The sequence below is a fragment of the Desulfovibrio sp. 6_1_46AFAA genome, from assembly GCF_000224635.1.
GTDB classification, from domain to species: Bacteria; Desulfobacterota; Desulfovibrionia; order Desulfovibrionales; family Desulfovibrionaceae; genus Desulfovibrio; species Desulfovibrio fairfieldensis.
Window position 1 is genome coordinate 1 of record NZ_JH114304.1, and the last position, 26,626, is coordinate 26,626.

A 26,626-nucleotide genomic window follows, 5' to 3' on the forward strand; every position below is an offset into this window, starting at 1 on the left:
CTCTTGAAAACTCCTTCCTTCCCTGTCAATTATATTTTTGACAAATTTTTTTGGCAGCCATAGAGAAGAGGGTACACCCGATCCCATTCCGAACTCGGTAGTTAAGCTCTTCCTCGCCGATGATACTGCATAACGTCATGTGGGAAAGTAGGCCGCTGCCAAAAATTGCTCGGAAGCCCCCCTCGCCGCTCTCAGCGCGTGGGGGGCTTCTCTTGTCCGCCCTATGCTGCCGCGCCTGCGCCCCCCCCCAACTCCGCGAATTCCCGAACCATCCCACCGCTTCCTTCATCCCTCCCTTCCTCACCTTGCCTTGAACCGGCCAGGCTGGAAAACCCTCGGAGCCGCTTCTAGAGCAGATTAACTTTGAAATTTGTAAAATTTTAAAGTTGATATTCTGGTGAAAAACCTGGTTTTCACCAGAATCCACGCCGCGTTGCTCTCGATGCCTGTACGCCCTTTGGGCTACAGGCACGGTCCTACGGGCCGCCCGTCGGGTCGGTCTTCGCTGCGCGCCGCACTTTGTGCGGCGGTAGAGCAATTTCAAATGAAATTGCTCTAAAACTGTCCCAAGGACGTTCGCCTGGTTCCGACATCGATCAAACGGCCCGGTTTTGGAGGCTTTTTCTCCTCCTCCGCTGCAATAGCTCCCGGTTTCAAGAGAGTTGTGCCTCTTGGGGGCGAGCGGCCAGGACAGCAGGCAATTTTCTTTTGCCCGCCGCTTGACATTCCAGGCTGTAGGATTATGCTCATTTGAGCAATATTCTGTGGCGCTCATGCCATGCCGCGAAAAGGAGTCTCAGTATGAAAATTGCCGTTTCCAGCGAAGGGCCGGGCCTGGATTCCATGGTGGACCCCCGTTTCGGCCGAGCCGCTGGTTTTGTATTGGTGGATACGGACAGTATGGCCGCTGAATATCTGGACAATGGAGCCTCGCAGATTCTGGCTCAGGGCGCGGGCATTGAAACCGCCGAGCGCCTGGCCGTGGCCGGGATACGGGCCGTGCTGAGCGGCTATGTGGGGCCCAAGGCTTTTGCGGCCCTGCAGGCGGCGGATATCGCCGTCTATCAGGATCTGGACGGCCGCAGCGTGCGTGAAGCCGTGCGCTGTTATCTGGAAGGCGGCGTTACAGCCGCCGATGCCCCCAACAAGCAGGCCTGAAATGCGTATAGCCATGGCAAGCGGCAAAGGCGGGGCCGGAAAGACCACAGTCACGGCCTCTCTGGCATCGGTTTGGGACGGCCCCTGCCTGGTCGTGGACGCGGATGTGGAAGCGCCCAATCTGCATCTTTTTCTGCATCCCGAACTGTCTGCCCCGGAAAGCGTCTATCTGGAAGTGCCCGTGCTGGACAAGGAGCGCTGCACCAACTGCGGCGCGTGCCGGGAAATCTGCGCCTACAAGGCCATTGCGCGTCTGGGCGCGAACATCATGATTTTTCCGGACATGTGCCACGGCTGCGGCGGCTGTTTCGCCGTGTGCGAAGCCCAGGCGCTGAGCGTCGGGCGGCGTGAGCTGGGCGTATTGCAGTTTGGCACGGCGTTGGACGGCAAGGCACGTTTTCTCATGGGCCGCAGCCGGATCGGCGAGGCCATGACCCCGCCGCTGTTGCGCGGGCTGGAGAATGCCTTGGCTGCCATGCTGGCGCAGGACGGGGCCGATGTGCTGCTGGACGCGCCTCCGGGCGTGAGTTGCCCGGCCATGACCGTGGCACGCCAGGCGGACATGATCGTGCTGGTGGCCGAGCCCACGCCCTTCGGCTTTCATGATTTCCGGCTGGCGCACGCCGCGTTCAGCCGTCTGGGCAAGCCGCTGGGCGTGATTATGAATCGTGCGGGCATGCCGGACAACCTGGCCGGGGACGCGCTGCTGCGCGCCTACTGCGCTGAGCAGGAGTTGCCTCTTCTGGCCGAGCTGCCTTTTGAGCGCGCCGCCGCCGAGAGCTATGCGCGCGGACGTTTGCCGGTGCTGGACTCCGAGGCTTGGCGGGAGCGCTTCCGCCTCTTGCGGACGGCGCTGCGCCATCAGGCCGGGGAGGTGCGCCATGCGTGAGATTGTAGTCATCAGCGGCAAGGGCGGCACGGGTAAAACCACGGTCTGCGCGGCCTTTGCGCATCTGGCCGAAAATGCGGTCATCTGCGATCTGGATGTGGACGTGCCAGATCTGCACATTGTGCTGGACCCGCGCGTGGGGCGGGAGGAAATTTTCATTTCCGGCCATACGGCGGAAATCGTGCAGGATCTCTGCGTCCAATGCGGCCGTTGCGCGGACCTCTGCCGCTTCGGGGCGGTTCGCAACGAGGACGGGCATTTTGTCATCGACCCCCTGGATTGCGAGGGCTGCGGCGTGTGTCGCGCACTCTGTCCGGCTCGGGCCATTGACTTTCCCGAGCGGCGCTGCGGCCTCTGGCGGATCAGCGAAACGCGCTTCGGCCCCTTTGTGCACGCCCAGCTGGAGCCCGGGCAGGAGAATTCCGGCCGCCTGGTCAGTCTGCTCAAGCAGCAGGCCCGCGAGTTGGCCGCCGCGCAGGGTCGGGAGCTGCTTCTCTGTGACGGCTCGCCGGGCATGGGCTGTCCGGTGATCAGCTCGCTGGCGGGCGCGTCCCTGGCCGTGGCCGTGGTGGAACCCACGCCCTCCGGGCGGCATGATTTCGAGCGGGTGGCGACACTCTGCCGACACTTCCGCATACCCGTGGCCGTGGTCATCAACAAGGCCGACCTCAATCCGGCCGAAGCCGAGGCCATCCGGCGCTTTGCCGTCGAGCAGGGGCATAGCCTGGCCGGAGAAATCCCCTTTGATCCCCAGGCGACCCGCGCCATGATCCGGCGGCGGGCGCTTACTGAGGAAGATACTCCCCTTGCCGCCGTGCTGGCGTCCATCTGGAAGCGCGTGCGCGCTCTGGCCGACGCAATGCCGGTACGGCGTGAAAACCTTAACCCTGTACACAGAGGATAGCGACATGAGCAAGACCATTCTGGCCGTTCCCTCGGTTCAGCCCGGCGGCCTGGATGCCGGCATGGGCATGCATTTCGGTCATTGCGACCTGTACACCATCGTGGAGCTGGAAGACGGCGCGGTGACCGGGCATTCCACCCTTCCATCCCTGGCGCACCAGCAGGGCGGCTGCCTGGCGCCCGTCCAGTATCTGGCCGAGCACGGGGTCAACGCGCTGCTGGCCGGGGGCATGGGCATGCGTCCGCTCATGGGCTTCAATCAGATGGGCATCCAGGTTTACTTCGCGGGCAATTATCCCACCGTGGGCGCGGCCGTGCAGGCTTTCAGCGAAGGAAAGCTGGCGCCCTTCACCATGGAACACACCTGCGGCGGCGGCCGGCATTAGGCGGTCCGTCATGCCCAACGCGGAGAATATAAATGTTGTGCTGGTGAGCCGCCGTCCCGAAGCCTGGCGGGCCTGCACGGAGGAATTGCGGGCCGGAGGCTGCGGCCTGAGTGAAGTAGCGGATCTGGAGGACTGCAAGGCGCGTCTGCGGGCCGACCCGCCGCGACTGATCCTGCTGGACCCGGCTCCGGACGAGGACGTGCGGCGCAGCGTGATGGAATTGCTGATGATCGACGCCCGGACGCATACCGCCGTTGCCAGCGCTCTGGACCCCGAGGCTTTTCACGAGGCCATGGAGGGCCTGGGCATCCTGGACTGCCTGCCCCTGACGCCCGGCGCGGAGGATGCCCGCCGTCTGCTCCGCCTTCTGGCGGAAGTCTGAGCGGCCTTTCAGTCTCTCTGAATCGCGGGCCGGGAGTCTTTCTCCCGGCCCGTCGCGTCTTGACAAGCTCCCTGCCGTTCTTACCAGTTTTTTAGTATATGTTAATTTTCATCCACCAGCACGAGGAGCCCATGCCCAGACCCTGTCATTGCCGCCGTGTGGCCGCCTTGCCCAAGATGACCTATTTCAAGCCACGGGGCGTGCCCATGAGCGAGCTGGCGGAATGCCGGCTTTCCGTGGACGGACTGGAAGCCCTGCGCCTGGCCGATTATCAGGATCTGAACATGGACGAGGCCGCCGCCCGCATGGGCGTTTCGAGGCATACCTTCGGCAGGCTGCTGCGCAAGGCGCGCCGTTGCGTGGCCGAAGCCCTCATTGAGGGACATGCCCTGCGCATTGAAGGCGGCGTCTGCGCCCTGGTGGATACATCTGAAACGCAAGGAGCTCTAGATATGAGTCAATCCATTCTGGTGGCCGTTCCCTCAGACGCGCCCGGCGGGCTGGAAGCCGCGCCCAGCGCCCACTTCGGCCACTGCGACGTCTATACCCTGGCCCGCGTGGAAAACGGGGCCGTCAGCGATGTGCGCGTGCTGCCCAACAGCGGGCATGAGCACGGCAATTGCCTCCAGCCCGTGCAGGAACTGGCGCAGCAGGGGGTCACCGCCCTGCTGGCCGGGGGCATGGGTATGCGCCCGCTCAGCGCCATGCAGGCCGCGGGCGTCACGGTCTATCACAATGCCGGGCAGGCCACGGTGGGCGATGCCCTGAAGGCCTTCGCCGCGGGCAAATTGCAACCCTTCGGCACGGAGCAGTTGTGCAAGGGCGGCTGCAATCACCATTAGAACATTTCCACGTTGAAATGCTCTAACGCCGTTCACGCATGAGCAGGCGGGCCTTGCTCGCCGGAAACGAGCAGTTCACGTGCTGCATGCTCTGATGCCCGTTTTTTTGTCCAACCCTCCTTTTACAGCCCGGCCTGCGCAAGCAGACCGGGCCGTTCACGTCCGGCCGGGATCCGCCGGGGCTTGTCGCCCTTTCAATGACATGCGCGCGGTTCCAACCCGCCGGGAGAATTCCGCAAGCAGCGTGCCCGCTGATCCAAGCGGACAGGCGGACAGGTTATGAGCGCGCGTTCCGGCCCAGACCGCGTACAGATCCGCGCGGCGGAAGCGGGGCGGCCATATTGATCAAATAATAGCTTACTACTTATTTATAATTATATATAAAAATTGTTGGCAGCAAATTGATACTATGATTAGTGCCTAGATATCAATTTTTACATCAAGTCAAGGAGGCCCCATGCGGGAGATCCCGGCCACCGCACCCCTGCGACACGCTGAGGTTTTTGTTTTCCGCGCGCCCATTGACGCGCCGGTGCGCACCTCTTTCGGCGTCATGCACGACAGGCCCGCCGTGCTGTTGCGTGTGGAGGATGAGGACGGCCTGTGCGGCTGGGGCGAAGCCTGGTGCAATTTCCCCTCCTGCGGCGCCGAGCACCGGGGCCGGTTGCTGGCTGAAACAGTCCTGCCCTCGGCCTTGGGCGCATCCTGGCGCGAGCCCGGCGGTCTTGTGCGCGAGGTGGCCCGCAAGCTGCGTATTTTGCGGCTCCAGGCCGACGAACCCGGCCCCATGGACCAGGCTCTGGCCTGTCTGGATATCGCCCTCTGGGATCTGGCCGCCCGCCGCGCCGGGGTTCCGCTGCACGCGCTGCTCGGCGACGCGGCCATGACGGCCATGCCCGCCTATGCCAGCGGCATCAATCATCCCGGCGTGGCCGAAACCGTGGCCCGTACGCGACAGGAAGGCTACCGGGCCTTCAAGGTCAAGATCGGTTTCGGGCGCGAGCAGGACGAGGCCAACATCCGCGCGGCCCTGGACAGCCTGCTGCCCGGCGAGCGTCTGGCCGCGGACGTCAATCAGGCCTGGACACTGGAACAGGCTTTGGAGGCCCTGCCGCGCCTGAGCCGATATCCTTTGCTCTGGGTGGAGGAGCCCCTGGCCTGCGACCGCCCGGCGGCGGAGTGGGCCGCTCTGGCCGCCGCGGGCCGGTTCACGCTGGCGGCGGGCGAAAACATCCGCAGCGACACGGCCTTTGACGCGGCAATTGCCGCCGCCTCCGTCCGCGTCGTCCAGCCCGACGTCTGCAAATGGGGCGGCCTCACGGGCTGCCTGCGCGTGGCGCGCGCGGCCCTGGCCGCCGGACTGCACTATTGTCCGCACTATCTCGGCGGCGGCATCGGCCTGCTGGCTTCAGCCCACCTGCTGGCCGCCGTGGGCGGCGACGGCCTGCTGGAAGTGGACTGCAACCCCAATCCCCTGCGCGAGCTGTTGGCCGCTCCCTTTCCGCGCCTCAGGGATGGGCGCTTCCTGTTGAGTGATGCACCCGGCCTGGGCGTCGCCCCGGATATGGGCGCGCTGGAAAAACTGCTGACCTTTCATGCGCGCTGCCGCTGACGCCTTCCCCACCAGAGCATTTCAAGTGTTACGTGCTTTAATTTGTTCCATGCTTGGAAAGGAGACTCCATGAAACGCCTGACGCTTATCCTGACGTGTCTTGTGGTCGGCGCGCTGTGCGCCGCTCTTCCGGCCCGCGCGGCCGAAAAAACGGTCATCCATCTGCTCAGCACGCCCTTCGGCACCGGCAGTTACGTGCTGGGCACAGCTCTGGAGAGCATCGTCAACCAGGGCAATTATCCTCTCAGCATCGCCCACGCGGAAACGCCGGGCCAGGCTTACAACGTCAACAAACTCAATGCTGACGTCGCCGCGCGCCAGAATACCGTGGTGACGGCCTCGCAAGGCATCAACTGGCTGGCGGAGCAGGGCAAAAAGCCCTTCCCGGCCAAGCGCACGCCCCTCAAACTCATCGGCATCTATACCTATACGGCCACCTGGCTGGTGACCGGCGACAAGGACATCAAGAGCGTGGCCGACCTCCGGGGCAAGCGCATCGCCATGGGCCGCATTCCCCAGGTCATTTGGGGGTATGAACCCGACGCCCTGCTGCGCAACGGCTATGACGATGATTTTTACAAGAGCCTGAAGATCCAGTTCGTGGGCACCTCTGAAGCGGCCACGGCCCTGGTCAACGGCCAGGTGGACGCGGCCACCATCGGCGGTTACATGGACCCGGTGTCCGGCAAGTTTTCGCCCGCGCCCCAGACCGTGGAAGTACTGGCCTCCGGCCGGGAACTCACGCATCTGGACTGGACTAAAGACGCGGTGGAAAAAACCGCCGCCAAGGACATCCGGCTCTTCCCCATCCAGGTTCCGGCCAAGGCCGTGGACGGCCTGGAAGCTCCCCTCTGGATCGGCGCGGACCTGCACGGCCTTTTCGCCCATCCCGATTTTTCCGAGGAATACGCCTACATCCTGGCGAAAGCCATGATCGAAAACATTGAGGCTTTCGGCAAATACCATGCCCTGGGCGGCCTCATGAGCCGCGCCGGACTGGTCAAGGGCTTCAGCCCGGAGAATATTCACCCCGGCGCGTTGCGCGCCTATAAGGAAGCCGGGATCCTGTAATTCTTCCGCCGTATTGTCCGGGGCCGCCGTCACGGCCCCGGATTCGTCCGATCCGTCCGCCCGGAGGTGCCTCCATGAAAAACGTCTCCCTGCCCAAGGCCGTTCTGACCGTCGGAGGGCTCGCCATGGTGGTCTACCATGCCGTGGCCTCGCAATACCTCTACTTCAGCCAGTGGGAACACCAGACCATCCACTTCGCCTTTCTCTTCCTGATGGTCTTCATGAGCTACGCCATCAAGGCCAAAAGCCGTCTCGCGGCCGTGGGCCTGTATCTTTGCCTGGCGGCGGCCCTGGCCTGCTGCGTCTATGTGTACGGCAATATCGAAGAGCTGGAAATGTCCCAGGGCTTCCCCACCCGGGCGGCGCTGCTGGCCGGGCTCTGTCTGATACTGGCCACGGCCCTGGGCACGTGGCTGTGCTGGGGGCTGCCCCTGCTGCTGGTGGCCGTGATTTTTGTGGCCTATTTTTTCTTCGGCCACCTGCTCAGCGGGCCGCTCTACCATCCGGCCTTCGGCTTTGACTATGTGGTTTCCATGCTCAGCGTGGGCCTTTCGGGCCTGTACGGGCTGTTCATGTCCATCAGCGCGGATCAGGTCTTCATGTTCGTGGTGTTCGGCGCGCTGCTGGGCATCTTCAAGGTGGAAGGCCTGCTCATGGAGCTGGGCAAGATTCTCGGGCGCAGGCTGCGCGGCGGGGCGGGACTCACCGGGGTGTTTTCCAACTCGCTCATCGGCATGGTTTCCGGCGCGCCCGTGGCCAATGTGGCGATCACCGGCCCCTTTGTGCTGCCGTATATGAACAAATCCGGCTATTCCGTGGACGAGGCCGGGGGCATTCTGGCCTGCTCGGCCACGGGCAGCCAGCTCATGCCTCCGGTCATGGGAGCCGCGGCCTTCATGATGGCGACTTTCATCGGCCGGCCCTACGCCGTGGTCATGCTGGCCGCCATTCTGCCCGCGGCGCTCTTTTATTTCGCCGTGGCCGTGGGCGTGCAGTTCCTGTCGGTACGCAAGGATCTGCAAACCGTGCATATGGACGTGGACTGGGCCCTGATCCGGCGGCGGCTGCCGGTCTTCGTACTGCCCATCGGCCTGATCTTCGCCATGCTGCTCATGCGCTACAGCCCGTCCAACACGGCCTTCTGGGCCAGTGTGGTCACGTTGGTTACGGGCTTCGCCATCAAGGACACCCGCCCCGGTCGTCGGGAGCTGGTACGCTCGCTGGTCAGCGGGGCCGTAACCGGCGCCAAGATCGGCATCTCCCTGGCGCTCATCGGCATGGTGGCCCAGACGCTCATTTCCACGGGCCTGGGCAGCAAGCTGGCGAGCCTCATCCATATTCTTGCCGGAGGGCAGTTGTTCATCGCCCTGCTGGTCACCATGGTCGTGGCCCTGATTCTGGGCTGTGCCGTGCCGCCCGCCGCAGCCTACGCCCTGTGCGCCATCATTATCATTCCCACGCTGACGCCCATGGGCGTGGACCTGCTGCGGGCCCATATGTTCTGCTTTTACTTCTCCATCATCGCGGCGGTGACGCCGCCGGTGGGCCTGGCCTCCCTGGCGGCCACGGGCATTTCGGGCGGCAATTACGCCCTCACCAGCGTGCACGGCTTCCGCCTTTCGCTGAGCGGCTTTATTCTGCCCTTCCTGATCATCTACAATCCGTTGTTTTCCTTTGATTTCAGCAATGTCGCCTGGGGAGCGTGTTCCCTGGTCTGCATCCTGACCGGACTGACCAGCCTGGACGCCCTGCTGTACGGAGCCATGGCCCGGCCCTTTACCCCGCGCGATTACACCCTCTCCGCCGTGGTTATGCTGGCCAGCTTCTGGCTGACCATCTGGGGCGCGCATCTGGCTCCGCTGGCCTGCGTGCTGGTCACCTTGGGCGTTGTGGCCCTGCTGGCCGCGCAATGGCTCCGGCAGGTCAGAGGACAGCCCTCCGTCGCCCTACGGACGGCCTGAGGCATACCGGCGCTACTACTAAAACGAAATGTTACATTGTCTTAGAGCAGATTAACTTTGAAATTTGTAAAATTTCAAAGTTGGCATTCTGGCGAAAAACGTGGTTTTCGCCAGAATCCACGCCGCGTTGCTCTCGATGCCTGTACGCCCTTTGGGCTACAGCACGGCCCTGCGGGCCGCCCGTCGGGTCGGTCTTCGCGGCGCGCCGCACCGTGTGCGGCGTTAGAGCAATTTCAAAGTAAAAATGCTCTAGCGCCGGTATGCCTCATAATCCTGGCCCCACACGAAAGCCCCCCACCGGTACCTGCACCGGCGGGGGCTTTCGTGTGGGGTTCTTCGCGTTCAACGCACCAGATCAATGTCAAAGCGCACCCTGTCGCCGGGATGCACCACCAGGGCGGCGTAAATGGCTTTGCCCGAGTCGTCGCAGGCATAGCGCCGCACCAGGGCCACGGGAGCGCCGCAGGCAATGCCCAGATGCTGCGCGACCTCCGGAGAGGCGCCGCCGATGGTCAGTTCCTGCCGGGCCTTGGAGACGTTGATTCTGAGTTCGTCCATGACCGGGATCACCGTGGTGGCGTTGAAGCGTTCCGGAGCCTGGTCGTAAATGATCTTGTCCAGATAAAGTTCGATGTAGGCGAAGCGCGCGCCGTCCTTGATATGCACGCGCCGCATATAATGATAGGCGGGCGCGGGCGGCAGTTCCCAGGCCGCCAGCAATGGACAATCGCCCACGTCGGCCGCGTCGAGCAGCTCCACGCTGGCCCCTTCGATACGCTTGACCATGGCCTTCCAGGAAGTACGCATATTTTCATAGGGCCGGACGGGCAATTGGCGCGCCACATGGATGCCGCGTCCCTGGCGGGCGGTGAGCAGGCCCTCCATGACCAGAAGTTGCACGGCCTGACGCGCGGTGACCCGTGCCACGCCGAAAATCTCGGCCATTCGGAGGAGATTGGGCAGCTTTACGCCCAGAGGCAGCACGCCGTTTTCGATCTGCTGGCGCAACACGTCCGCCAACTGGGCGTAGAGGGGCGGACCAGGGCGACGGAACTGCGGCGGTTCGGAAAAAACGGGAAAGGGCTGCCGGTTCTGTTCGATCATGACGTTCCTTTGCCGAGGCCGCTGTCACACACCCGGCCGCTGGGAGAACGGAAACAAGAGCATTTCAAGGTTGAAACGCTCTGAAGCCGCGCCGGGCGCGGCGCGGGGCAACCCCCGCGAGATTTCCGTGGCCGGGCGTTCAGCGAAAACCTCAAGTACAACAGGTTCCAGGTTCATCCCTCAGTAAAACGCCGCCCGAAAAAAGGCCGCTTTGCAGCCGGAGCAAAGTAACCTTTCAACGTTGAAATGCTCTAACGCCGCACACGGTGAGGCGCGCCGCGAAGACCGACCCGACGGGCGGCCCGCAGGGCCGTGCTGTAGCCCAAAGGGCGTACAGGCATTGAGAGCAACGCGGCGCGGATTCCGGAAAAGCGACCGAAGGCAGCCCGAAGGGCTGTCCCCGTTGGCGACAACGGAGCCATACGGGGATCGACAGCAGCGATAACCGCGCTTTTTTCGGAATGCCCCCTTTGAAACGCAAAGTGTCTCAAAGGTAATCTGCTCTAGGATCGGGAGGAGCGTACCCGCTCGTCGGCAGCCGCCCGTTCCGCCGCCTCGGCCACCGCCACTGGCACAATGGTCTTGCCGATGGGGCAGAGGGCCAGGGCCGCCAGTTTGACGTGCTGCCATGCAAAGGGGATGCCGATAATGGTGACGGCGCAGAAAAGGGCCCAGATGAGGTGCTGCATGGCGATCCAGATGCCCGCCAGCAACAGCCAGATAATATTGCCCACTGTGCCGAAGGGCCCGGTGCCGATGTCCGGCCGGCCGGTGAGCACGTCGCGCGATACCGGCATCTTCCCGAAAGGAAAGAAGGCGAATTCGCCGATCACAAAACAGGCCCGTCCCCAGGGGATGCCCACAATGGAGATAAAGCAGAGCACTCCGAAAAACCACCAGGTCAGGCCCATCCAGATGCCGCCCAGTAAAAACCAGATCACATTGCCCAGGCAACTCATGGCCGTGTTCTCCTGACCCGTTTTTCAGAGCGGGTTCACTTCGGAAATCGACATTTTCAAAGTTTTAAAGGCGCTCGTCGCGGTCGTCCGCTTCCGCAGACGACGGAGCAGGTCAGCTTTGAAAGGTAACCTGCTCTAAAAATTGACCACAACCTGTTCGCCGTCCTGGGCGCGCCGAGCGATCTCGCCGATGCGCCAGGCCCGCAGATTGAAGGCCTGGATGCGGTTGATGGCTTCCTCGGCCTGCTCGGCGGGCAAGATCAGGACATAGCCGATGCCCCCGTTGAATATCTGGAGGATCTCCGGCCAGGAGAGTTCGCCCGCGTTCTTGAGCCAGTGGAAGACGGGCGGCAGCTGCCAACTGCCGAAATTGATCCGGGCTTCCACCTGGGAGGGCAGCACGCGCGGGATATTGTCGTAAAAACCGCCGCCGGTGATATGGGCCATGCCCTTGACATTCATGTCGCGCAACAGGGAGCGCACGGCCTCCACATAAATGGTGGTGGGCGTCAGCAGCACGTCGCGCACGCTGGCGCCGTCCGCGCCGGGAAAGGCGTCGTCCGCCTTGAGGCCGCTCCGGGCCAGAACCTTGCGCGCCAGGGAAAAACCGTTGGAGTGCAGGCCGGAGGAAGCCACGCCCACAATGACGTCGCCCACCTGAATGCCCGAACCGTCAATGAGTTTGGCGTTGTCCACCAAGCCCACGCAGAAACCGGCCAGATCGTATTCCCCGGGCGCGTACATGTCCGGCATTTCGGCGGTTTCGCCGCCCAGCAGGGCGCAACCGGCCTGGCGGCAACCTTCGGCCACGCCGCTGACCACGGTTTCCGCCGTGTCCACATCCAGCTTGCCGGTGGCGAAATAATCCAGGAAAAACAAGGGAGTCGCGCCCTGAACCAGAATGTCGTTGACGCTCATGGCCACCAGGTCGATGCCCACGCTGTCATGCTTGTTGAAGGTGAAGGCCAGCTTGAGCTTGGTGCCCACGCCGTCGGTGGAGGAGACCAGCACCGGTTCGCTCATGCCGCTAAGGTCCGGACGGAACAGGCCGCCGAAACCGCCGATGTCGGAAATGACGCCCCTGATCTGGGTGCTCGCCACCAAATGCTTGATGCGTCCGACCAGGGCATTGCCCGCCTCAATGTTGACGCCGGCCTGAGTATAGGCTTTTGCGCGCTCGCTGGACATGCTGTCGCCTCCTTTAATCTCCATTGAATAGCAAATTTTTCTCCGAAGCCCAAGTCTCTTTTTTCATGGACCGGGCCGCCCGCCGCTGGTATAGAACAGTTGACGCATTTCATGCGTGAACTGTTCTGTAAGGATTTGTCTGCAAATCCTTGCCGCGAAATGCGAGTCGGCGGCCTTTGCTCGCCGCAAACGAGCATTTCAAGTGTTACAAGTACCGGTTGGCAAAAACGGGAAAGTTTTATGCGTAATCATCATATAGTTCTGCTTCTCTGGCTTGCGCTTTGCCTCTGGCCGGGCGTGTCGGTCCATGCCATGGGGTCGCCCGATGCGGGCAACGCCGAGAGGACGGACAGCGCACCCCGCAATGCTGAAGCGGGAGCGACCGCTTCCGCGCAGACGCCCGCGCCGCAAAATCCGTCCGTACACAACGAATACAACAATTCCACCGTGTACAACGGCGACGTGTACAATTCCACCAACGACAGCGCGGGGTACAACGGTTTTGCCGGAACCTGGCGGGATCCTGAAACCGGGGACATCATCACCTCGGTCATCGCGCCCCGCCAGCCCCAGCCGGAACAGAACACGCCGGTCATCGTGGCCCCGCAGATCTACCCCGGCGAGAACCGGCCCTATCCGCCGGGACCCGGGCCGTATCCGCCGTATCCTCCGGGCCCGCCGCCGCGTCCGCGCCCCGATCCCGGCCCGCATCCGGGGCCGTGGCCTCATCCCGCGCCCCCCCGGCCCTCGCCTGTTCCGCCCTGGCAGCAACCGGGCTGGCAGGGCACGACGCCGCCCCAGGGGCATATGCCGCCGGGCTGGCGGCCGCCGTCCAATACGCGGCCCTGGCCGCACGCGCCGGGTTATCTGCCGGCCCCGCGCAACAATATCGCGCCGTCCACGGGACTGGGGGGAACGGGTGGCACCGGAGGCATGGGCGGAGCCGTATTGCCGGGACGCGGCACCGGAGGGCGTTGAGATGCGCGCCATGCTCTGGGAGCCCTTGTCCGGCGGGACCGGCGGGGAGGTGCGATGCCGCTTGTGCGCGCATGCCTGCCGCCTGAAGAAAGGCGGCAAGGGGCTGTGCGGCGTGCGGGCCAACGTGGGCGGGGAAATGGTTTCCCTGGTGGGGGATGTGGTCACCAGCGCCCAGATGGACCCGGTGGAAAAAAAGCCCCTCTACCATTTTCTGCCCGGCAGCAAAACCTTTTCCGTGGGCAGCGCGGGCTGCAACTTCCGTTGCCGGTTCTGCCAGAATTACCAGATAGCGCGCATACCGGCCAACGGCATGGTGCCCGGCAAGCGCGTTACGTCGGACGCCTTGGTGCGGCTGGCGGAAAAGCACGGCGCGCGCAGCATGGCTTTTACCTACAACGAGCCCACGGTCTTTTTCGAGCAGGTCTATGAAACCGCCGGGCTGGCCCAGGCCATGGGCATGCGGGTCATTCTGGTCAGCAACGGCTTTATGGCCGAGGACTTTCTGCTGCCCCTGCGCCGCCGGGTCAATGCCGTCAATGTGGATCTGAAATCCTTCAGCGACGATTTTTACCGCGACTACTGCGGCGGCCGCCTTCAGCCCGTCCTGGACAATTTGAAGGCCATCAAGGCGCTGGGCTGGTGGCTGGAAGTGACCACCCTGGTCATTCCGGGTTGTAACGACAGCGAAGCCGAACTACGGGATATGGCCGCCTTTGTGCATGGCGAATTGGGCCCGGACACGCCCTGGCATCTCTCGGCCTTTCACGGGGCCTATCACATGGCCGGGCATCCCTCCACGCCGCCGGCCCGGCTGGAGGACGCCTGGCGCATCGGCCGGGAAGCGGGCCTGCATTTCGTGTACATCGGCAATGTGGCCAGCGCGTTGGGCGGCACTACCTTTTGCCCGGCTTGCGGCGCGCCGGCCATTGAGCGCCGGGGCTGGCAGACGCGGCAATTGGGCGCGCCGGGGCAATGCCCTTCCTGCAAGGCTGCTCTGCCCGGAGTCTGGAGGTGATTTTGGTCTATACCGGCAACGGCAAGGGCAAGACCAGCGCCTGCGTGGGCCAGGCCGTGCGCGCGTTGGGGCAGAACATGACCGTGGCCTTCGGCCAGTTCATGAAGCGGGACGGCCAGGCCGGGGAGCAGCGCATGCTGGCGCAATGGCTGGGCCCGCGTTTTCTGGCCGGAGGCGAAGGCTTTCTGCGTCGTGAGGAGGACCGCCCGGCCCATCGGGCCGCCGCTCTGCGCGTGCTGGCCTGGGCGCGAGCACGCGTGCCGGAGGCCGATATGCTCATCCTGGACGAATGCCTCTACGCCCTGGACGCGGGCATCCTGACCCGGCAGGAAGTGGAGGCGCTCATGGCCGAAACCCGCGCCGCGGGCCGCCATCTGGTGCTCTCCGGCCGCAACGCGCCGGACTGGCTTGTGCGGGAGGCGGATCTGGTCACGGAGATGGGCGAAATCAAACATCCCTGGCGGGCGGGCGTCAAAGCCGCGCCCGGCATTGAATTCTGAGGTTTGCATGCCTTTGCCTGAATTTTCTTCCGAAGCCCCGTTGACCATCTACGTGGCCGGTTCCTTCAAACACAAGCACGGCGTTCGTCTGCTGGGCCGTGAATTGCGCGCCTTGGGCTGCCGTATGCTGGACTGGACTGAAAAGGCCGTGCCCCCGCCGGGCCTGACCCCGGCGGAGCGCCGCATCTGGATGGATACGGACCGGGACGGCGGCCAGGTCTATGCGTTTTGCCGCAATGCCTGCCTTACGGCGGATCTGGTGATCTACTACGGCGCGTCAGGCCAGGATGCCGGAGTGGAAGTGGGTCTGGCCGCCGGAGCCGGAGTGCCGGTGCTGGGCATCCGGGGCCCGCTGGAAGGGCCGGGCCTCATGCTGCACGGCGCGGTCAGCGTCTGGGTGGACGGCGCGGAGGACGCCCTGGATCTGGTCGGGCGGGTGCTGGCCCATGCCGCTGCGGCCTGGGCCGGGCTGAATGCCGAACCGGACGCCGCCGTGCGTCGCCTGGGCGGGGCGTTGCTGCGACGAAAGGGCTGAGTATCTGCACTGTGGCGACGTGTTTGCTTCACGCTGTGTAAAATAATTTATACTGAAAAATCATTGACATAGATTGGAGTATCACGTTTATTCGTAATATGCCAAAATGGAATGACGGCAGCCTGCGCATGGTTGCGCGGGCCGTTCTTGTTGTCCTGCTGCTGACGTTTTGCACGCCCTTCACGCTGTTCAGCGAAGGACGGCAGTATGTCACGCAAAGTCATGACGAGAGCTCACACCACTATATCGTTCCCCTGCCCGGTGATGAGGCCTCCGCGTCCGTGCCGGTTCTTCTCAGGCGGACCGTCGTCTTCCGTGTCGGCGAAGCCGGTTTTCCCGTTCCTCCCGCCCATCCTGTTTTTTCTCTGGACCATCCTCCGGAATAGCCCCCATTGCCGTGCCGCGAGCCTTCTTCTTTCGCGGCATCCATCGGCGACCGGTTTCCTTTCCTCCGTATGAGCGCGGCGTTGCGCGCGCTCCGCGCGGTTCACGCGTCGATTTCTTTCGGGGCTCGCGGCCCGTCTCGGCCCGCGTCAGAACCCGGTGGAAGTCTTGTCGCGCGCCCGCGCCGCCCCCCGGTGCAGTTTGTGCTTGAAAAGGAGATTCCAATGCTTACGGCGCTTTCCGGATATATTCGCGACAGATGGCCGTTTTCCCACACAGTCCGCATTGCCGGGCTGGAAAATTTTGTTGAGCGCTGCCATGCGGAGGCATGGCACATTTATGCCATTAAAAAACGTATCTGGCGGCGGCATGTCTGCATCGCCTGCGGCTGGCTGGCCGACAGCCTGCCCCGCGACGCGCGCATCTTCGAACCAGGATGCGGCAGCGGCGCGAATCTGCTCTGGCTGGCGCAACAAGGCTTCACCCGCTTGCAGGGAGCCGATATTTCCGCCGAAGTCGTCGCACTTTGCCGCGGCCTTTCCCGCCAGACCGGAGCGAGCCTTGATGTCTGGCAGGATGACGGCCTTGCGCCGACGCGTCCGCCCCGGCGCGTGGACGCCATTCTTTCGGTCAACTGGCTGTATCACATTCCCGGAGCTTCCATGGAAAGTTTTTTGCGTACCTACCGGCCCTGCCTGAACACCGGGGGAAAAATTGTCTGCGACGTGGTTGACGCCTCCTACAACCGCGTTACCGACAATGAGTTCCACACACGCGACAGGCATCTTCCCCCGCTGCGGCGCAGGCCTTCGGAATATACTTTCCGGCTTTCCCGTGAAGAAATGGAGAATATCGCCGCGCGCCACGGCTTCAGCATCGTGCGGCATACGCTGCTGCGCGCGCGCCCGCAGAGGGCCGTATATCTGCTGGAAAGCAGATAGAAGGCAGTAAATCAAGGGAACACTGATACGTGAAGGGGACGCGGCCATGCCGCGTCCCCTTCACGTATCAGTGTTGTTCAGAGCTTATATGTTCACCGGTTGGGACGGCGCGGCCTGGGGTTGCGCCGGAGGCGTGGCCTGGGCGGGCTGTTGGGCCGGAGTCCGGGCCGGGGGCAGCTCCCGTTCGCCCACGCCTTCCCGGCCCGCCTGCGCGCCGGTCTGCGCGTCCGCCTCCGCCGGGGCTTTGCCCGGCCGCTGGGGCAGCATCAGATAGCTGGTCACCGAGGTCACGCCCTTGACCTTGCGCGCGGTACGGATGGCGATCTGTTTTTCCTCGTCGTCCTTGACCACGCCCAGCAGAACCACGCGCCCGGCATTGACCTCCGTGTCGATACGGGTGGAGGACAGTCCTTTGGCCCCGATCAGGTCGGTGCGCAGCGAGGCGGCCAGGGCGAAGTTACTGGTATCGCTCTTGGCCGGAGAGAACCAGTGCGGCGTCACGGAACGCGGCTTGTAGCGGCGGGCGATGGCCAAGGCCTTGCCCTGCATGTTCTGGGGCACTTCGCCCACCAGGAAGACGTTGCCGTAGTAGGAATAGACGGCAATGGACCAGCCGCCGCTGAAGTTTTCGTTCATCAGCGCGGTCTTGATGCTGGTAGCCAGGGTTTTGTCGTCGGTGATGGTATCCATGAGCCGCTGGTCGTCATACAGGCCGTAGGCGCTGTAGGCGCAGCCGTTGAGGGCCGCCAGGGCGGCCAGCAGCAGAACAAGGGCCAGACGTCGCATAGTGTTCCTCCTCCGGGCGCGGCTTATTTCATGTGCCGGATAAATGTGTTCAATATCCTGTCCGGAATCGAGCTTACTCGGCTTCGCGGCGGATGCGCGCGCCCACGGCGTTGAGCTTGTTTTCAATGCGCTCGTAGCCGCGATCCAGATGGTAGATGCGCCGCACCTCGGTGACGCCGCGCGCGGCCAGACCGGCCAGCACCAGGGACGCGCTGGCCCGCAGGTCCGAGGCCATGACCGGCGCGCCGGTCAGACGGCTCACCCCGCGCACCATGGCCGTGTGCCCGGAAACCTTGATCTGCGCGCCCATGCGCATCAGCTCCAGCACGTGCATGAAACGATTTTCAAAAATGCTTTCCTCCACTACGCTGGCCCCGTCGGCCAGACACATCAGGGCCATGATCTGGGCCTGCATGTCCGTGGGAAAGCCGGGGTAGGGCTGGGTGGTGATGTCCGCGCCGCGCGGGGGGCAGCCGCACTTGGCCAGCACGCCGTCGGGCGTGGCCGTGATGTCCATGCCCATGCTCTGGAGTTTGAGGATCACTGCCTCCAGCTCGGCAAAAGGGCAGTGGCGCAGCAGCAGTTCGCCGCCGGTGATGCCTGCGGCCACCAGAAAAGTGCCCGCCTCGATGCGGTCGGCCATGACGGCGTATTCCGCGCCGTGCAGGCTGCTTACGCCCTGTACGCGGAGGCAGCTCGTGCCCTGGCCCTCGATGCGCGCGCCGCAGGCCAGCAAAAAGTTGGCCAGATCCACCACTTCCGGTTCGCGGGCCGCGTTTTCCAGAATGCTTTCGCCTTCGGCCAGGACGGCGGCCATGAGCAGATTTTCCGTGCCGCCCACCGTGGGCAGGTCAAAGGTGATGTGCGCGCCCTTGAGCTTGCGGCAGCGGCCGATGATATAGCCTTCTTCCAGCTCGAAACGCGCGCCCATCTGCTCCAGGCCCTTGAGGTGCTGGTCCACAGGGCGCGCGCCGATGGCGCAGCCGCCGGGCAGGGCCACGCGGGCCTGGCCGATGCGCGCCAGCAGCGGCCCCAGGCAGAGCACCGAGGCCCGCATGGTGCGCACCAGGTCGTAAGGGGCTTCGGGCCGCAGATCGCCCGGCGTCACCTCAACCCGCCGATCCTGATAGGAACAGGGGCAGCCCAGCATGTCCAGCAGCTTGAGCGTGGTGTGGATGTCGCGCAGATCCGGCACATTGGTGTATGTGACCGGCTCGCTCAGCAGGATGGAAGCGAACAGAATGGGCAGGGCGGCGTTTTTGGAACCGCTGACGTCGATGCTGCCGGTGAGCGGCACGCCGCCTTCAATGACCAGCTTGTCCATAATTCTCCAAGGGGCTGTTGGGACGGGCAATGCCGGGGCCGTCCGTGATGGGGGAAACGCCGTCAGCGTAGATTTTTTTCTAAAGAAAATCCAGAGTCGCCCGTTGGAAAAATTACTTGCCAAACGGTCGGTCTCCGCGTATAGAAATCTCCCTGTGGCGGAAGTAGCTCAGTTGGTAGAGCACCTGGTTGTGGCCCAGGTGGCCGTGGGTTCAAGTCCCATCTTTCGCCCCATAAATTTGCCCCGCGTCCGTTAGCCACGACGCGGGGTTTTCATTCGGAGCGTGGCGCAGCTTGGTAGCGCACCTGCTTTGGGAGCAGGGGGTCGAAGGTTCGAATCCTTTCGCTCCGACCAAATTTGCCGAAAGGGCTTATCCGTTGTGGATAGGCCCTTTTGTCGTGATGCGCCCGGCGCGGAAGCCGGGTTTTCAGGCCGGGGCGATGTTTTTTTCAGGCCCACCCCTTCCGCATGGGCCGATAGGTCCTATATGATAAGGCAATGCCGTTCAGCCGGAGCGGCGCACGTCACCGTCTCTCAAGCGAGGATTTTTTTCATGAAGCTGCCTGAACTTCCCACTGTGTTGAAAATGCGCGTTGTGCTGAAAACCCTGGCCGTGCAGGCTTGCCTTCTGGTGGGCATTCTGGTTGTGGTCTGGGGCCTGCAGCGCGTTTATGCCATGGTGGACACCACCACCTTCCCGGACCCCGTGGCCTTGCCGGAGAATGCCGACCAGCTCTCCGACAATGAAAAAGGCAAAATCCTGCTGGACGCCATTACCCATCAGCTACGCTACGAACTGAACTCCCCCTTCGGCTGGAGCTTCAACGACATCGTCTTCAACCGTTTCGTGCTGGATAACCGCGCATACCGCCAGTACGGCGTATATCACGCCACAAAATTCCTGCTGGATCTCTATTCCAGCCAGATCGCCAAACTGGGCTCCAGCGACCGCGAAAGCGAATTTCTCTACAAGGCGCGCATCAACAGCTTTGCCATGGACCCGCGCAGCTTCATGTTCCCCTCGGCCGAGGGCTCCTACAAAAAGGGCCTCAAGCTGCTGGAACAGTACAAAGACTCGCTGGACAAGGGCACGGGCGTCTACAATTGCCGCACCGACGACCTGTACGCCTCCTTTGTCACGGTCACGGGCGAGAACATGCTGGGCTATGCCCTGGGCCTGCTGGAAAACGCCCAGAACATGCCTTTCTATGAGCTGGACAACCGCATCTACGAAGTGCAGGGCATAGCGCTGGTGCTGCGGGACTTCATCAATACCCTGTATGTTCTGTATCCCGAGATCCGGGCCAAGAACAACGAGAGCAACATGGCCGCCGCCATGGATTGCCTGAACCGCATCTGCACCTATGACCCGCTTTACATTACCTCGTCCTTCAACTCCGGCGAGCTGATCCTGTCCTATCTGATGTTCGCCAAGGCCCGCCTGGAAGACATCCGCGACAGCATCCGCATCTGACGCGCTGCCATTGCCTGACGTAAACAGGGCGCGCGGATCATCGCCGGGATGATCCGCGCGCCCTGTGCATTTTGTCATGCGGTTCAGCGGTGGTGAAACAAGGCCAGGGGATGCAGCAGCGGGCCCACGGCAATGAGCCCGGCCCCGCAGACCACCACCAGCGCGCCGCCGTAGCTCAGCCAGTTCAGCGGGTCGGCCGGAAAAAAGGCCGGCCCGAGCAGATGGAAGAGCTTGGCGAAAACCAGGGTGAACAGGGGCGTCAGGGTGATGACCGCACTGACCTTGGCCGTGTGCCAGCAGGCCATGGCCCGGCTGAACGCCCCGTAGGCCACCAGGGTGTTCAGGCAGCAGTAGGCCAGGCAGATACTCTGGAGCGCGTCCAGGCGCAGGAGGCTCTGCGGCGCGGCAAAGGGGGTCAGGGCCAGCGCGCAGACGGTGTAGAGCGCCCGCATGATCCGGGGCGGGGCCATTTCGCGCAGCAGAATTTTCTGGGTCACGCCGTAAACGGCCCAGACCACGGCGGCGGTGAGGCCGAGCGCCAGGCCGAGCCCGTAGCCTTCCCGGAAGCGGAGGAGGTCAGCCAGACGTTCATTGAAGAAGAGTCCGAATCCGAGAAGCAGGGTGGCGACCCCGCTGACCTGGATGCGGCGCAACGGCTCCCGCAGCACCACGACGCTGCCCAGCATCAGGAGCATGGGTCCGGCCTGGGCGATGATCTGGGTGGCGGACGCGCTCAGATAGGCCACGGAGGCGTTGAACAGCACGAAATTGCCGCCCAGGCCGGCGGCCGCGATGCCCAGCAGCAGAATAATGCGCCTTTCGTACACGCCGAATCGGGGGCGTCGGGCGCCCGTGCGGGGCAGCCAGACCCACAGCCAGAGCGCGCCGGTGCTGAAGCGCAGCCAGACAATGGTCATGGGGTCCACCGTGGTCACCACCTGCTTGAGCGCAATGGGCAGCGTGCCCCAGAAAAGCGCGGTGGTCAGGGCCAGAAGAAGGCCCTTCAATTGTGTTCCGAGCTGCATGCCCGACTCTCCCGGAATTCAAGGGGCATCCCGGACCGGGCGGCGGGCGCTCCGGGCCGGGGTGGCGTACAACAGTCCAGGACATTTCAGCTTTGAAATCGGCACAATTTCAAAGCGAATCCGCTCCAGAAACTACATGGAAGCGACGGGGTCGGCCTCCGTCGCGCCAAGGTGGCTCGAATCCGGCAATGTGGCAAGGCTTTTCCCGTGGCATGGCCTTGCCGTTCAACATCCGGCGTATTGCGCGTCAATGACTTTTTCCTGCCAGTCCACGGCCGTGCCGTTCGCTTCCTCGGCCACGGAAATATGCGTCATGGACGTATGCGGCGCGGCCCCGTGCCAGTGCCGGACCTGCGGCGTAAACCAGGCCGTATCGCCGGGGCGCGCCTCTTCAATTGCCGAGGTCCGGCAGCCGGAGGAAAGAAGCATGGCGATTGCCTGCCGATGTGGGTCTTCGCGCCGCCGAAAGGATCAGGCAGTTTTTTGCGAGGATCGGATATTCCGCCCCGCCCGCCCGGCGGCTAGTATCGCAGAAAAGGGAGCTTTTCCCGGAATCCGCCGCAAAGGAGTATACTCATGAAACGTATTGCCATCGCCTTTTTCGCCTTTGTGCTGGCCGGGGCGTCCGTGGGTGCGGCGCGGGCCGCCGACACCGCGTCCAGCGCCGGGCAGAGCGTCGTTCGCGCCGGAACGCAGGCCTCGGCCAAGGGACCGGAGGCCTGGTTCACGGGCACTGTGCGTATTGATCCCTTGTTTCCGGACAATGCCGCCGCCAATGTGTCGGGAGCCTATGTCACCTTTGAGCCGGGCGCGCGCTCGGCCTGGCACGAGCACCCCGCCGGGCAGACCCTGGTGGTGATTTCCGGCGTGGGCCTGACCGGCACGTCTGATGGCAAGGTCGTGGAAATCCGGGCCGGGGACGTGGTGCGTTGCCCCCCGAATGTGCGCCACTGGCACGGTGCCGCGCCCCATGTCGCCATGACCCACATGGCGCTTACCGGCGTGAAGGACGGCAAAAACGCCGTGTGGCATGAAAAGGTCAGCGATGCGGAGTACAGTCGTCCCGTGAGCAGGTAGAACCGGCTTTCCCGGCGGGCTTTACCCGGTCCGGCCGGGCGGGTAGCATGGGCGCATGAGCACCGCATTGCGCCGCGCGGTCTTCCTGGACCGTGACGGCACCCTCAATCTGGATACGGGCTACGTGCACCGCGTGGAAGACTGGCGCTGGCTGCCCGGCGTGCCTGAGGCCCTGGCCCGTTTCAAGGCCGCCGGGTGGCTGCTGGTGGTCGCCAGCAACCAGTCGGGCATCGCGCGGGGCATGTTCGGCCCGGCGGAGCTGCACGCCCTGGAGCGCTGGGTCGATGCCCGGCTGGCTCCTTTGGGCGCGGCTCCGGACGCTTGGTATTCCTGCCCGCATCTGCCGGAGACCACCGGCCCGTGCGACTGCCGCAAACCCGCGCCCGGCCTTCTGCTGCGCGCCGCCCGCGATCTGGCTATTGACCTGGCGGCCTCCTGGATGGTCGGTGACCGGTTGCGCGACGCCCAGGCCGGACTGGCCGCCGGGTGCCGGGCCGTGCTGCTGCGCACCGGCTGGGGGGAGCATGAGGCGGCGCAGGCGCGGGCGGCATTGCCGCAAGTGCCTGTGCTGCCGGACCTGCCCGCCGCCTGCGCGCATATTCTGGCACAACATTCCTGAAAGGAATTTTTGAAAGAAACCGCCTGGCGCTGTTCCCTGCGCCGGGCGGTTTTGCAATAGCGGCTGCCGGAAAGAATTTTCCGGCGGCTCTCAGAGCAATTTCACTTTGAAATTTGTAAAATTTCAAAGTGAATCCGCTCTAGTCCGCGCGGCCGCCGCGAGCGACCTTTATCGGGGCCGCCATGCGCCGGGCCTTCCACCAGGACCAGAGCACGGAAAACAGGGCCAGCGCCAGAAACAGCAGGGCATAGGGCGACTGCAGGAAGGGGAGCAGGCTGCCGTCGGTGAGGGAGAGGGCCAGACGCAGTTGCTTTTCAAACATCAGGCCCAGCACCAGGGAAATGACCAAGGGCACCAGGGGATATCCGGCTTTTTGCAGAAAATAGCCGATGACCCCGAAGGCGAAGCTGATCCAGAGATCCCGTGTGGCGTAGGAAATGTTGTAGCAGCCCACCAGGCTGGCCATGATCACCACCGGCAGCAGCCAGGTTTTGCTGATGCGCAGGATCATCGGGAAAATCCGCGCACCGGCCGCGAACATCAGCACAAACATGAACAGGGACGCCACCAGAAAATAGGCGAAGATGCCGTAGAGCAACTGCGGGTTGTCGCGCATCAGCAGGGGCCCCGGTTCGATGCCGTGGAGCTGGAGCCCCCCCAGCAAAACGGCGGTGACCGCGTCGCCCGGAATGCCGAGTACCAGCAGGGGGATCAGGGTGCCGCCGATAACGGCGTTGTTGGCCGTCTCCGAAGCCACGATGCCCTGAATGTCGCCGGTGCCGAAGGTATCGGGGCGGGGCGCGTGCTTCTTGGCCTGGTCGTAGGCCACGAAGTTGGCCAGGGTGCCGCCGATGCCCGGCAGAATGCCGATAAGCACGCCGATGATGCCGGAGCGCAGAAAATTGCCGCGCGACCGGCGCAGTTCCGTCCGGGACATGGAGATATTTTTCAGATTGCTGCGCGGAATGATGTATTTCCGCGTGCACTGCTCCACTTCCCGAAAAGCCGGGGTGAGCACAAACAGGCCGATCATGGCCGGTATGGATGAAATGCCGCCGTCCAGCACGGTGAAGCCGAAGGTGTTGCGCATCATGCCGGTGGCCGGGTCCATGCCGATGATTGAGCAGAGCAGGCCCAGCAGGCAGGCGATCAGGCCCTTGCTGGGCGTGTTGCCGGACAGGCTGATCACGGTGGTGAAGCCGAAGATGATCACCGCCACGTATTCCACCGGCCCGAAGGCCACGGCGATGCGCGCGAAAAAGGGCGCCAGCAGGATCAGCGCCAGCCAGCCGATCATGCAGCCGACCAGATTGCTGGTAATGCCCACGCCCAGGGCTTTGCCCGCCTCGCCCTTTTGGGCCAGGGGAAAGCCGTCGAACGTGGTGGCGATGGAGGCCGGGGTGCCCGGCATGCCCAGCAGGATGGCCGTGACCAGACCGCCGGAAATGCCGCCGATATATACGCCGATCAGCATGGCAATGGCCATCAGGGCGTCCATGCCGTAGGTCAGGGGAATCAGCAGCACAATAGCCAGAATGGCCGTCAGGCCGGGGATCACGCCGAAAATCAGGCCGAACAGCGTGCCCAGGAAAACAAGCAGAAACGTGAGGGGTTCAAGCGCCGCCCAGAGTGCGTCCAGGATATTCATGGGGGCTCCAGCTTAAAACAACAGCGGTTCGGGCAGATAAATCTTGAAACAGCGGAAAATGACCCAGCAGGTCAGGGCCAGGCCACCGGCATAGGCGGCCAGGGCCGCCGGTCTGACGTTTTTGACGCCTTCCAGCAGCAGGGGAAAGACGGCGAAATAGACCAGGATGGTGGCGTAAAAACCCACATGGATGAAGGAGAGAATGAAAAGAAGGATCATCAGAAACGTTTTGCCGAAGAGGGTGCGCTGTTCCGTGGCGGCGAACAACCGTTGCCCGAGCAGGGCCTTGCGTTCCTTGAACCAGAGAACCAGGCGCAGGCCGCAGGCCGCCAGCAGCAGAACGCAGACCGCCGTGGGAAAGCCGTCCGGCCCCAGATAGTCCGACGAGGCGACGAAGCCCGCGCCCTCCGTGGGGTAAAAGAGACAGAGCAGGCTGAGCAGGGCGGCTGTCAGCAGGATGCAGGGCTCGAGAAAAACCATGGTAACCTCCCGGCGCGGCATGGGCCGATGGAGAAAGCGGGGGCATGCCGCCTTCGCATGCCTCCGCCCGTGGAAAGAAAAGTTCCGCTTCCGGCCTGTGTGGTATATGCCGGAAGCCGGAGGGGGAGCAATCTACTTTTTGGCCGTTTTCTTGATGTCAGCGGCTATCTGGTCATATACTTTTTCGTCGGCCTGGTAATACTTGATCCATTGGTCGCGGGGGATGAATTCCGCGATCATGGCCTTGCTCGCCGCGAAGTCCTGGAATTCCTGTGAATTGACGATTTTTTCCAAGGCCGCGCCCAACTGGTCCAGCACGACGGGCGGCGTGTCCTTGGGAGCCCAGAGCCCCTGGCGCTGCATGGGGATGTTGGTGACGCCGAGAGAGCCCAGGGTTTCCACGCCCGGGAACTGGGGCATGCCCTTTTCGGTCAGAAGGATCAGAATCTTGCTGTCCCCGGCCTTGACCTCGTTCATGGCGCCGCCCGTGGGCTGGGAACGGATGTCGATCTTGCCGCCCTGGAGGGCGGTGGCCGATTCCGTGGTGCTGCCGAAGAAGACGGTTTTGAACTTGTCGCGGCTTTTGGTGGCGTTCATGAAAAATTCAAAAATAGTGTGGCTGTAACCGCCGATAGTGGAAGTACCCACCACAATGGGCTTGTCGCTTTGGGCCGCGGCGGCCAGCAGCTCCGTGCCGCTTTTCCAGGGCGCGTCCGCACGGGCGATGAGGCAGTTGGGCGTGATCAGCGATTGGCCGATCATGGCGAAATCTTTGTAGGAATAGGGCACGGTGCCCAAGGCGTGCGCGCTCAGAAACGTGGTGTGGTGCAAAAGCAGGGTGTGCCCGTCGGGCTTGCTGCCCGCCACATGGCGCAGGGCGTCGCGGGTATTGGCGGTGGGCATGTTGACCACAATGACCGGCTGGGAAAAAAGTTGCAATTTGCCCGCAATTTCCGCGATCTTGCGCGCCGTCATGTCGCTTTCGCCGCCTGCGGAATAGGGCACGATGATGGTGATTTCCTTTTCGGGAAACGTCGGCGCGGCCTGCGCGTTCGAGCCGAACACGGCGCCTGCCGCCAGAAGCATGAGACAGATCAGAGCGGATTTCATAACCTCTTCCTTGAATTGATAGAGTTATGACGCGCCGACCGCGTCGGGAAAAAAATCTGCACTTCACAGGCCTGCATGGGATCTGCCTCAAAAGAGGCAGGGCAGGGCGGCTGTCAACAGAATCAGGGCGTGAGAAAAACCATGGCGGCCTCCCGACGCGGCATGGGCCGGTGGAGAAAGCGGGGGCATGCGGTCCCCGCATGCCCCCGCCTGCGGGAAGAAAGGTTCCGTTTCCGGCCTATACGGTATATGCCGGAAGCCGAAAGGGGAGCAAT

28 protein-coding genes, 2 tRNA genes and 1 rRNA gene are annotated in these 26,626 nt (G+C 63.4%); 21 read left to right on the forward strand and 10 right to left on the reverse strand.

Features of this window, described 5'->3' with window-relative positions; all coding sequences use genetic code 11:
• Positions 1 to 49: 49 nt before the first annotated feature.
• The 10 genes from rrf (at position 50) to HMPREF1022_RS12680 (ending at position 9,204) form a co-directional block, all read left to right on the forward strand.
• A 5S ribosomal RNA gene (rrf, locus tag HMPREF1022_RS12635) occupies positions 50 to 164 on the forward strand.
• A gap of 637 nt (positions 165 to 801) precedes the next feature.
• Positions 802 to 1,158 carry a NifB/NifX family molybdenum-iron cluster-binding protein gene (locus HMPREF1022_RS12640; RefSeq protein ID WP_008686363.1) on the forward strand — a complete coding sequence of 119 codons (357 nt, stop codon included), beginning with the start codon at positions 802 to 804 and terminating at the stop codon, positions 1,156 to 1,158.
• A 1-nt stretch (position 1,159) separates the two neighbouring features.
• A complete protein-coding gene (locus HMPREF1022_RS12645; RefSeq protein WP_009303408.1) occupies positions 1,160 to 2,047 on the forward strand; it encodes a nucleotide-binding protein in 888 nt (295 codons plus the stop codon).
• Positions 2,040 to 2,951: a 4Fe-4S binding protein gene (locus HMPREF1022_RS12650; RefSeq protein WP_009303409.1), complete on the forward strand. Its 912-nt coding sequence runs from the start codon at positions 2,040 to 2,042 to the stop codon at positions 2,949 to 2,951. Before HMPREF1022_RS12645 ends, HMPREF1022_RS12650 begins: the two co-directional genes overlap by 8 nt.
• Before the next feature lie 4 nt (positions 2,952 to 2,955).
• Positions 2,956 to 3,336, forward strand: a complete 381-nt coding sequence (locus HMPREF1022_RS12655) for a NifB/NifX family molybdenum-iron cluster-binding protein (RefSeq protein WP_008686359.1) — start codon at positions 2,956 to 2,958, stop codon at positions 3,334 to 3,336.
• A gap of 10 nt (positions 3,337 to 3,346) precedes the next feature.
• Positions 3,347 to 3,718: a hypothetical protein gene (locus tag HMPREF1022_RS12660; RefSeq protein ID WP_009303410.1), complete on the forward strand. Its 372-nt coding sequence runs from the start codon at positions 3,347 to 3,349 to the stop codon at positions 3,716 to 3,718.
• Positions 3,719 to 3,849: 131 nt separating this feature from the next.
• Positions 3,850 to 4,560 (forward strand): DUF134 domain-containing protein, encoded by a 711-nt coding sequence (locus HMPREF1022_RS17565; protein ID WP_008686357.1) that lies wholly within the window; start codon positions 3,850 to 3,852, stop codon positions 4,558 to 4,560.
• A gap of 457 nt (positions 4,561 to 5,017) precedes the next feature.
• A complete protein-coding gene (locus HMPREF1022_RS12670; protein ID WP_009303411.1) occupies positions 5,018 to 6,172 on the forward strand; it encodes a mandelate racemase/muconate lactonizing enzyme family protein in 1,155 nt (384 codons plus the stop codon).
• 69 nt (positions 6,173 to 6,241) lie between these two features.
• On the forward strand, positions 6,242 to 7,243 hold the full coding sequence (locus HMPREF1022_RS12675) for a TAXI family TRAP transporter solute-binding subunit (protein WP_009303412.1): 1,002 nt from the start codon (positions 6,242 to 6,244) through the stop codon (positions 7,241 to 7,243).
• A gap of 74 nt (positions 7,244 to 7,317) precedes the next feature.
• Positions 7,318 to 9,204 (forward strand): TRAP transporter permease, encoded by a 1,887-nt coding sequence (locus tag HMPREF1022_RS12680; RefSeq protein WP_009303413.1) that lies wholly within the window; start codon positions 7,318 to 7,320, stop codon positions 9,202 to 9,204.
• A gap of 342 nt (positions 9,205 to 9,546) precedes the next feature.
• On the opposite strand, the gene HMPREF1022_RS12685 is transcribed toward HMPREF1022_RS12680, so the two are convergent.
• The 3 genes from HMPREF1022_RS12685 to purM all read right to left on the reverse strand — a co-directional run bounded on the left by HMPREF1022_RS12685 (position 9,547) and on the right by purM (position 12,455).
• Complete coding sequence (locus tag HMPREF1022_RS12685) at positions 9,547 to 10,308, reverse strand: GntR family transcriptional regulator (protein WP_008686353.1); 762 nt, start codon at positions 10,306 to 10,308, stop codon at positions 9,547 to 9,549.
• Between the two features lie 503 nt (positions 10,309 to 10,811).
• The gene (locus HMPREF1022_RS12690; protein WP_008686352.1) at positions 10,812 to 11,267 is read right to left on the reverse strand and encodes a YccF domain-containing protein; all 456 of its coding nucleotides are present in this window, start codon (positions 11,265 to 11,267) and stop codon (positions 10,812 to 10,814) included.
• Between the two features lie 135 nt (positions 11,268 to 11,402).
• On the reverse strand, positions 11,403 to 12,455 hold the full coding sequence (gene purM / locus HMPREF1022_RS12695; protein WP_009303414.1) for a phosphoribosylformylglycinamidine cyclo-ligase: 1,053 nt from the start codon (positions 12,453 to 12,455) through the stop codon (positions 11,403 to 11,405).
• Positions 12,456 to 12,695: 240 nt separating this feature from the next.
• Here purM and HMPREF1022_RS12700 point away from each other — a divergent pair, with 240 nt between their 5' ends.
• From HMPREF1022_RS12700 to HMPREF1022_RS12725, 6 genes are all read left to right on the forward strand, one after another.
• Complete coding sequence (locus HMPREF1022_RS12700) at positions 12,696 to 13,433, forward strand: hypothetical protein (protein ID WP_009303415.1); 738 nt, start codon at positions 12,696 to 12,698, stop codon at positions 13,431 to 13,433.
• Position 13,434: 1 nt separating this feature from the next.
• Positions 13,435 to 14,448 carry an AmmeMemoRadiSam system radical SAM enzyme gene (gene amrS, locus HMPREF1022_RS12705; protein WP_008686350.1) on the forward strand — a complete coding sequence of 338 codons (1,014 nt, stop codon included), beginning with the start codon at positions 13,435 to 13,437 and terminating at the stop codon, positions 14,446 to 14,448.
• A complete protein-coding gene (locus tag HMPREF1022_RS12710; protein WP_009303416.1) occupies positions 14,445 to 14,948 on the forward strand; it encodes a cob(I)yrinic acid a,c-diamide adenosyltransferase in 504 nt (167 codons plus the stop codon). Before amrS ends, HMPREF1022_RS12710 begins: the two co-directional genes overlap by 4 nt.
• A 7-nt stretch (positions 14,949 to 14,955) precedes the next feature.
• Positions 14,956 to 15,483 carry a hypothetical protein gene (locus HMPREF1022_RS12715; RefSeq protein ID WP_008686348.1) on the forward strand — a complete coding sequence of 176 codons (528 nt, stop codon included), beginning with the start codon at positions 14,956 to 14,958 and terminating at the stop codon, positions 15,481 to 15,483.
• Between the two features lie 98 nt (positions 15,484 to 15,581).
• Positions 15,582 to 15,869, forward strand: a complete 288-nt coding sequence (locus HMPREF1022_RS12720) for a hypothetical protein (protein WP_008686347.1) — start codon at positions 15,582 to 15,584, stop codon at positions 15,867 to 15,869.
• 222 nt (positions 15,870 to 16,091) lie between these two features.
• On the forward strand, positions 16,092 to 16,808 hold the full coding sequence (locus tag HMPREF1022_RS12725; protein WP_009303417.1) for a class I SAM-dependent methyltransferase: 717 nt from the start codon (positions 16,092 to 16,094) through the stop codon (positions 16,806 to 16,808).
• Positions 16,809 to 16,892: 84 nt separating this feature from the next.
• Here HMPREF1022_RS12725 and HMPREF1022_RS12730 read toward each other — a convergent pair whose 3' ends face one another.
• Positions 16,893 to 17,594 (reverse strand): BON domain-containing protein, encoded by a 702-nt coding sequence (locus tag HMPREF1022_RS12730; protein WP_009303418.1) that lies wholly within the window; start codon positions 17,592 to 17,594, stop codon positions 16,893 to 16,895.
• 73 nt (positions 17,595 to 17,667) lie between these two features.
• Positions 17,668 to 18,918: a UDP-N-acetylglucosamine 1-carboxyvinyltransferase gene (murA, locus tag HMPREF1022_RS12735; protein WP_009303419.1), complete on the reverse strand. Its 1,251-nt coding sequence runs from the start codon at positions 18,916 to 18,918 to the stop codon at positions 17,668 to 17,670.
• 157 nt (positions 18,919 to 19,075) lie between these two features.
• Here murA and HMPREF1022_RS12740 point away from each other — a divergent pair.
• The 3 genes from HMPREF1022_RS12740 (at position 19,076) to HMPREF1022_RS12750 (ending at position 20,392) form a co-directional block, all read left to right on the forward strand.
• Positions 19,076 to 19,151, forward strand: a tRNA-His gene (locus HMPREF1022_RS12740).
• Between the two features lie 44 nt (positions 19,152 to 19,195).
• Positions 19,196 to 19,272: transfer RNA gene (locus tag HMPREF1022_RS12745), tRNA-Pro, on the forward strand.
• A gap of 199 nt (positions 19,273 to 19,471) precedes the next feature.
• Positions 19,472 to 20,392 (forward strand): DUF2333 family protein, encoded by a 921-nt coding sequence (locus HMPREF1022_RS12750; protein ID WP_008686344.1) that lies wholly within the window; start codon positions 19,472 to 19,474, stop codon positions 20,390 to 20,392.
• An 83-nt stretch (positions 20,393 to 20,475) separates the two neighbouring features.
• On the opposite strand, the gene HMPREF1022_RS12755 is transcribed toward HMPREF1022_RS12750, so the two are convergent.
• Together HMPREF1022_RS12755 and HMPREF1022_RS12760 are read right to left on the reverse strand one after the other, a co-directional pair.
• Positions 20,476 to 21,417 carry a DMT family transporter gene (locus tag HMPREF1022_RS12755; RefSeq protein ID WP_009303420.1) on the reverse strand — a complete coding sequence of 314 codons (942 nt, stop codon included), beginning with the start codon at positions 21,415 to 21,417 and terminating at the stop codon, positions 20,476 to 20,478.
• 225 nt (positions 21,418 to 21,642) lie between these two features.
• Positions 21,643 to 21,846, reverse strand: coding sequence for a cupin (locus HMPREF1022_RS12760; protein ID WP_008686342.1), 204 nt, complete (start codon positions 21,844 to 21,846; stop codon positions 21,643 to 21,645).
• Positions 21,847 to 21,993: 147 nt separating this feature from the next.
• Between HMPREF1022_RS12760 and HMPREF1022_RS12765 the strand changes: the two genes are divergently transcribed.
• Both HMPREF1022_RS12765 and gmhB read left to right on the forward strand, forming a co-directional pair.
• Complete coding sequence (locus HMPREF1022_RS12765) at positions 21,994 to 22,494, forward strand: (R)-mandelonitrile lyase (protein ID WP_008686341.1); 501 nt, start codon at positions 21,994 to 21,996, stop codon at positions 22,492 to 22,494.
• 55 nt (positions 22,495 to 22,549) lie between these two features.
• A complete protein-coding gene (gene gmhB, locus HMPREF1022_RS12770) occupies positions 22,550 to 23,113 on the forward strand; it encodes a D-glycero-beta-D-manno-heptose 1,7-bisphosphate 7-phosphatase (RefSeq protein WP_009303421.1) in 564 nt (187 codons plus the stop codon).
• A gap of 139 nt (positions 23,114 to 23,252) precedes the next feature.
• On the opposite strand, the gene HMPREF1022_RS12775 is transcribed toward gmhB, so the two are convergent.
• The 3 genes from HMPREF1022_RS12775 to HMPREF1022_RS12785 all read right to left on the reverse strand — a co-directional run bounded on the left by HMPREF1022_RS12775 (position 23,253) and on the right by HMPREF1022_RS12785 (position 26,351).
• On the reverse strand, positions 23,253 to 24,761 hold the full coding sequence (locus tag HMPREF1022_RS12775) for a tripartite tricarboxylate transporter permease (protein ID WP_009303422.1): 1,509 nt from the start codon (positions 24,759 to 24,761) through the stop codon (positions 23,253 to 23,255).
• A gap of 12 nt (positions 24,762 to 24,773) precedes the next feature.
• On the reverse strand, positions 24,774 to 25,241 hold the full coding sequence (locus tag HMPREF1022_RS12780) for a tripartite tricarboxylate transporter TctB family protein (RefSeq protein ID WP_009303423.1): 468 nt from the start codon (positions 25,239 to 25,241) through the stop codon (positions 24,774 to 24,776).
• Between the two features lie 132 nt (positions 25,242 to 25,373).
• Positions 25,374 to 26,351 (reverse strand): tripartite tricarboxylate transporter substrate binding protein, encoded by a 978-nt coding sequence (locus tag HMPREF1022_RS12785; RefSeq protein ID WP_009303424.1) that lies wholly within the window; start codon positions 26,349 to 26,351, stop codon positions 25,374 to 25,376.
• Positions 26,352 to 26,626: the final 275 nt, after the last annotated feature.